The 6,429-nt window shown below is 65.0% G+C and carries 6 protein-coding genes; all 6 read left to right on the top strand.

Features of this window, described 5'->3' with window-relative positions; genetic code table 11:
- The coding region (locus J8I33_RS18345; RefSeq protein ID WP_124557380.1) for an aminotransferase class III-fold pyridoxal phosphate-dependent enzyme at positions 1 to 396 on the top strand (396 nt) is incomplete at its 5' end.
- A gap of 62 nt (positions 397 to 458) precedes the next feature.
- Entirely contained in the window at positions 459 to 1,574 is a 1,116-nt protein-coding gene (locus tag J8I33_RS18340; RefSeq protein WP_050014288.1) for a polyamine ABC transporter substrate-binding protein, read from the top strand.
- A 186-nt stretch (positions 1,575 to 1,760) separates the two neighbouring features.
- On the top strand, positions 1,761 to 2,915 hold the full coding sequence (gene potA, locus J8I33_RS18335) for a polyamine ABC transporter ATP-binding protein (protein WP_089488887.1): 1,155 nt from the start codon (positions 1,761 to 1,763) through the stop codon (positions 2,913 to 2,915).
- A 10-nt stretch (positions 2,916 to 2,925) separates the two neighbouring features.
- A complete protein-coding gene (locus J8I33_RS18330) occupies positions 2,926 to 3,912 on the top strand; it encodes an ABC transporter permease subunit (RefSeq protein WP_050014286.1) in 987 nt (328 codons plus the stop codon).
- Positions 3,909 to 4,748: an ABC transporter permease subunit gene (locus J8I33_RS18325; protein WP_050014285.1), complete on the top strand. Its 840-nt coding sequence runs from the start codon at positions 3,909 to 3,911 to the stop codon at positions 4,746 to 4,748. The genes J8I33_RS18330 and J8I33_RS18325 overlap by 4 nt, the downstream gene beginning before the upstream one ends.
- A gap of 112 nt (positions 4,749 to 4,860) precedes the next feature.
- Positions 4,861 to 6,426, top strand: a complete 1,566-nt coding sequence (locus tag J8I33_RS18320) for a DUF3138 family protein (RefSeq protein ID WP_204383453.1) — start codon at positions 4,861 to 4,863, stop codon at positions 6,424 to 6,426.
- Positions 6,427 to 6,429 lie beyond the last annotated feature (3 nt).

Genomic DNA, 6,429 nt, shown 5'->3' with positions numbered 1-6,429 from the left:
CCGGTGGCGGCGGCCGTCGCGGTCGCGAACCTGAAGCTGCTGCGCGACGAGGGGATCGTCGAGCGCGTGAAGACCGACACCGGCCCGTACTTCCAGGCGCTGATGCGCGAAACCTTCGCGCGTCATCCGATCGTCGGCGAAGTGCACGGGCACGGGATGGTCGCGAGCCTGCAACTGGCCGAAGCGCCGGCCGAACGCCGCCGCTTCGCGAACGGCGGCGACGTCGGCACGATCTGCCGCGACTTCTGCTTCAACGGCAACCTGATCATGCGGGCGACCGGCGACCGGATGCTGCTGTCGCCGCCGCTCGTGATCTCGCGCCAGGAAATCGATGAACTCGTGTCGAAGGCAAAGAAGGCCGTCGATGCCACCGCCCAGCAACTGGGTATTTCGTAACGGTTTTGCCTACAGGCGTGCGGCGGGCGCCGCACGCCGCCATCACCCAAGGGAATTCCACCATGCGTGCCTGCTTACTTCGCCAAGCCTGTTCCATCGCGGCCCTTGCCGCGGTGGCCGCGTTCACGTCGGTCGCCAGTCCGTCGGCTCATGCCGAGGACCTGAACGTCTACAACTGGTCCGACTACATCGCGCCGGACACGATCCCGAACTTCCAGAAGCAGACGGGTATTCACGTCAAGTACGACAACTACGACAGCGACGACACGCTTCAGGCGAAGCTGCTGGCCGGCAGCTCCGGCTACGACATCGTCGTGCCGACGTCGAACTACATGGCCAAGCAGATCCAGGCCGGCGTGTACCAGAAGCTCGACAAGTCGAAGATTCCGAACCTCGCGAACCTCGACCCGCTGCTGATGAAGATGATCTCGGATGCCGATCCGGGCAACCAGTACGGGGTGCCCTGGGCGTACGGCACGGACGGCATCGGCTACAACGCACAGGCGGTGAAGAAGGCGCTCGGCGACAAGGCGCCGGTCGACAGCTGGGCGCTGGTGTTCGATCCGGCCAACATGGAGAAGCTGAAGAGCTGCGGCGTGTCGTTCCTCGACCAGGCCGTCGACGTGTTCGCTGCCACGCTGCAGTACATGGGCAAGGACCCGAACAGCAAGAACCCCGGCGACTACCAGGCTGCGTTCGAAGTCCTGAAGAAAGTCCGCCCGTACATCACCCAGTTCAACTCGTCCGGCTACATCAACGACCTCGCGAACAACGACGTATGCGTCGTGCTCGGCTGGTCGGGCGACGTCGGCATCGCGCACCGCCGCTCGGCCGAAGCGAAGCGTTCGTACGACATCAAGTTCTCGAATCCGAAGGAAGGCGGCCTGCTGTGGTTCGACGTGATGGTGATCCCGAAGGATGCACCGCACCCCGAGGCCGCGCTGAAGTGGATCAACTACATTTCCGACCCGAAGGTCAACGCGGCGATCACCAACACGGTGTTCTACCCGACCGCGAACAAAGCCGCGCATCAGTTCGTCACGCCGGCCGTCGCGCAGGACCAGACCGTCTATCCGCCCGAAGACGTGCTGAAGAAGATGGTGCTGATGAAGCCGATGCCGGCCGAGATCCTGCGCCTCGAGAACCGTCTGTGGGCCCAATTGAAGACGGGCCACTGATCGCGATGCCTCACGGCGGCGCAGGCATCGCGGTCCGCCTGCCCGCCTGACATTCGCGGACCTCCGTCCGCCCGCGCGCCACGCGCGCTGTTCCATCCGGCACGAGCCGTTGCTCGCGAGTCGCGTTGCGCGCCTCGCGTGGGGACGCTCACGCCTGCAATCCGTGAAGAACGAATGGTGACTCCCATGCAATCGATACCCTCTTCCGCTGCTGCACGCCAGACCCAACCTGCCGCCGCACCCCGTACGCAAAACGATGCGTTCGTGCGCATCGAAAACGTCGTGAAGAAATTCGGCGACAGCACGGCCGTCGACAACGTGAACCTGACGATCGCGAAGAACGAGCTGTTCGCGCTGCTCGGCAGTTCGGGCTGCGGCAAGTCCACGCTGCTGCGCATGCTCGCCGGGCTGGAAACGGCGACCTCCGGCAAGATCTTCGTCGACGGCGAGGACCTCGCGTCGCTGCCGCCGTACCGCCGCCCGGTCAACATGATGTTCCAGTCGTATGCGCTGTTCCCGCACATGACGGTCGAATCGAACGTCGCGTTCGGCCTGAAGCAGGAAGGCACGCCGAAAAACGAGATCAGGGAACGCGTGGCCGATGCGCTCGCGCTCGTGCAGATGACCAAGTACGCGAAGCGCAAGCCGCATCAGCTGTCGGGCGGCCAGCAGCAGCGCGTCGCGCTCGCCCGCTCGCTGGTGAAGCGCCCGAAGCTGCTGCTGCTCGACGAGCCGATGTCCGCACTCGACAAGAAGATCCGCCAGAAAACCCAGCTCGAACTGGTGAACATCATCGAGAAGGTCGACGTGACCTGCGTGATGGTCACGCACGACCAGGAAGAGGCGATGACGATGGCGAGCCGCCTCGCGGTGATGAGCGAAGGCAAGATCGTGCAGATCGGCTCGCCCGGCGAAGTGTACGAATACCCGAACAGCCGCTTCTCGGCCGAATTCATCGGCTCGACCAACCTGTTCGAGGGGCGCGTGGTCGAGGACGAGCCCGATCACATCTTCGTCGAAAGCGACGATCTCGAGAACCGCATGTACGTGAGCCACGGCGTGACCGGCCCGCTCGGGATGCCGGTCGGCATCTCGGTGCGCCCGGAGCGCGTGCACGTGTCGCGCGAGAAGCCGGGCGCGCGGCACAACTGGGCGCGCGGCGTGGTGACCGACATCGCGTACATGGGCAGCTACTCGCTGTACCACGTGCGTCTGCCGAGCGGCAAGACGGTGGTGTCGAATCTGTCGAGCTCGCACCTGATGAACGACGGCGCGCCCGCGTGGAACGACGACGTGTTCGTGTCGTGGTCGCCGGCCAGCGGCGTCGTGCTGACGCAATGAGGACGCGACGATGAGAACCTCCGCTTCCACGCCTTCCGCGCCGGTGTCGACCGGCGCCGCACGCACCGGCGCGGGTCACGCCCGCCGCCGCCGCTTCGCCGCGCTGTCGCGCTTGCTGCCGTCGGGCCGCACCGTCGCGATCGGCGTGCCGTTCCTGTGGCTGGCCGTGTTCTTCGCGCTGCCGTTCGTGCTGGTGCTGAAGATCAGCTTCGCCGACCAGGTGATGGGCATCCCGCCGTACACGTCGCTCGTCGAGTTCAAGGACGGCGTCGTGCACTTCGCGCTGCAGCTGTCGCACTACGCGTTCCTGCTGCAGGACGACCTGTACATCGCGACCTACCTCAGCTCGCTGAAGATGGCTGCCGTGTCGACAGTGCTGTGTTTGCTGATCGGCTATCCGATGGCGTACTACATCGCGCGCTCGGAGCCGAACCGCCGCAACGTGCTGATGATGGCCGTGATGCTGCCGTTCTGGACGTCGTTCCTGATCCGCGTGTACGCATGGATCGGCATCCTGAAGGACGACGGCCTGCTGAACCACACGCTGATCGCGCTCGGCATCATCCACACGCCGCTGCGGCTCTATCACAGCGATGCGGGCGTCTACATCGGAATGGTCTATTCGTACCTGCCGTTCATGGTGATGCCGCTCTATGCGCACCTCGTGAAGATGGACCTGACGCTGCTCGAAGCCGCGTACGACCTGGGCGCGAAACCGTGGGTCGCGTTCACGCGCATCACGCTGCCGCTGTCGAAGAACGGGATCATCGCCGGCAGCCTGCTGGTGTTCATCCCGGCGGTCGGCGAGTACGTGATTCCCGAACTGCTCGGCGGCGCCGACACGCTGATGATCGGCCGCGTGATGTGGGATGAATTCTTCAACAACATGGACTGGCCGATGGCGTCCGCGGTGACGGTCGCGATGGTGCTGCTGTTGCTGGTGCCGATGGCGCTGTTCCAGTACTACCAGGTCAAGGAACTGGAGGACGCGAAATGATCAAGCCGAGCAAACCGCTGTCGACGGGCGTTCTCGCCTTCGGCTTCCTGTTCCTGTACATCCCGATCATCAGCCTCGTCGTGTATTCGTTCAACGAATCGAAGCTGGTGACGGTGTGGTCGGGCTTCTCGCTGAAGTGGTACGCGGCGCTGCTGGACGACGACGAGCTGCTGACCGCCGCGTGGCTGTCGCTGAAGATCGGCCTGTTGACGGCCACCGCGTCGGTCGTGATCGGCACGTGGGCCGGCTTCGTGCTCGCGCGCTTCGGCCGCTTCAAGGGCTTCACGCTGTACACGGGGATGATCAACGCGCCGCTGGTGATTCCGGAGGTGATCCAGGGGATCTCGCTGCTGCTGCTGTTCGTCGCGCTGGAGCAGATGTTCGGCTGGCCGAAGGGGCGCGGGATGGCGACGATCTGGATCGGCCACGTGATGTTGTGCGTGTCGTACGTGGCGATCATCGTGCAGTCGCGCGTGAAGGAGATGAACAAGTCGCTCGAGGAGGCCGCGCTCGATCTCGGCGCGACGCCGCTGAAGGTGTTCTTCGTGGTGACGCTGCCGCTGATCTCGCAGGCGCTGCTGTCGGGGTGGCTGCTGTCGTTCACGTTGTCGATCGACGATCTGGTGCTGTCGGCGTTTCTGTCCGGGCCGGGCTCGACGACGCTGCCGCTGGTGGTGTTCTCGCGCGTGCGCCTGGGCTTGAACCCCGAGATGAATGCGCTGGCGACGCTGTTCATCACGGCCGTGACGATCGGCGTGATCGTCGTGAACCGGATGATGATCGCGCGCGAGCGGCGCCGGATGGCCGACTTGAAGGCCGCGTTCGCGATGGCGTGAACGCTCGACTCCTTCAACGATAACAAGCAGTGCAGACAAGCATGACGCGCCGCCCCGGGGGGGGGCGCGATTCGATCCCGTTTTGACAGGCGCACGACTAGGAGAATCCGCAATGAAGAAGAAACTGATCTGCCTGCTGGTGGCCGGCGCGTTGCCGGGCGTCGCGCTGGCCGGTTCCACCTCCGCCGAAATCAAGGCGCTGCAGGCGCAGGTCGCGGCGCTGCAGAAACAGATGAAGGCGATGCAGGCGCAACTCGCCGCGAAGCAGGGCGGCGCGAGCGGCGGCATGGCCGGCGGCGGCAACGCGGTCGCGGTCGCCGCCGATCCGGGCTCGCCGGATTACGGCCGCGCACGCGCCACGCTGACCAACGACGAGGTCAGCGAAATGAAGCAGCAGATCGCGAACCAGCAGCTGAAGGTCGACTCGCTGACCGACGCGGCCACCACGGGCCCGCTCGCCGGCCTGTCGGTCACCGGCTACATCGATCCGACCTACATCTACAACCGCGCGGCCGGCACGTCGTCGTTCCTGTTCGCGAACCACGAGAACGCGTACAACTACTTCAACAGCACGTTCGGCGACCTCTACCTCGACATCAAGAAGACGTTCGGCGTCGGCCCGATGGCGCCGTCGGCCGAAATCACGCTGATGCCGAACCGCGGCAACGGCATCACGCTGCTGCAGAACTCGCGCGGCTCGATCACCGACAACCTGCTGAACACCGCGGTCATCAACGTGCCGATCACCGCGGAAACGACGCTCGTCGCCGGTTTGATCCCGAGCTTCGGCGGCTACGAAGTGCAGCAGTCGAACCAGATGCTCACGCTCACGCACAACCTGCTGTACGATTTCTCCGATCCGGGCAGCTACGTCGGTGTCGGCGCGAACTACACGAAGGGCGCCTGGGCGTGGAAGTTCTTCCTCGGCAACGAGCAGTACCGCACCTACGGTTCGGTCACGCAGACGGGCACCAATGCGCTCGGCGACCCGATCACCACGAGCAACAAGGTGCCGACCTTCACCGCGCGCGCGGACTACACGTGGTCGAGCGCGCTCGATCTCGGCGGCTCGTTCAACATCGGGCGGCAGACGCTGTCGAGTGCGATCGATTCGGACGGCGTCGTCCACTACGGCCCGGGCGGCGCGGCGCCGAGCGGGTACGGTTCGTTCTTCTTCGGCGAACTCGACGCGACCTACACGCTCGCCGATATTCAGTACAACGCCGAAGTCGACTACGGCCGGCAGCAGCATGCCGCGTTCAACGGCGGGCTCGCGCAGTGGTACGGGCTGTCGCTGCTCGCGCACCGCAAGTTCAACGCACCGGTGGTCGGCCGCATGGGCGTGACGCTGCGCTACGACCTGCTCGCGAACTCGAAGAACGGCGGCGGCGGCGGCGGCATCGCGCTGAACGGCAACGGGATGGACCCGAGCAACGGCTTCGGCGTCGATGCGGACTGCCTCGCGCAGTCGAAGGCCGGCGGCGGCCTGGGCTTCGAGTGCAAGGGCGCGGTGCGCCAGGACGTCGCGCTCGACCTGCTGTTCTATCCGACCCAGCAGATCACCGTGAAGGTCGAATACCGGCACGACTGGGCGAACAACAAGGTGTTCCTGCGCAACGACGGGTCGTACGGCAAGTCCAACGACCTGCTCGCGACGCAGTTCATCTATTCGTTCTGATGC

Origin of the sequence: Burkholderia sp. AcTa6-5 (assembly GCF_017815075.1) — a bacterium.
GTDB classification, from domain to species: Bacteria; Pseudomonadota; Gammaproteobacteria; order Burkholderiales; family Burkholderiaceae; genus Burkholderia; species Burkholderia sola.
This window is presented reverse-complemented; position numbering and strand designations above follow the sequence as displayed.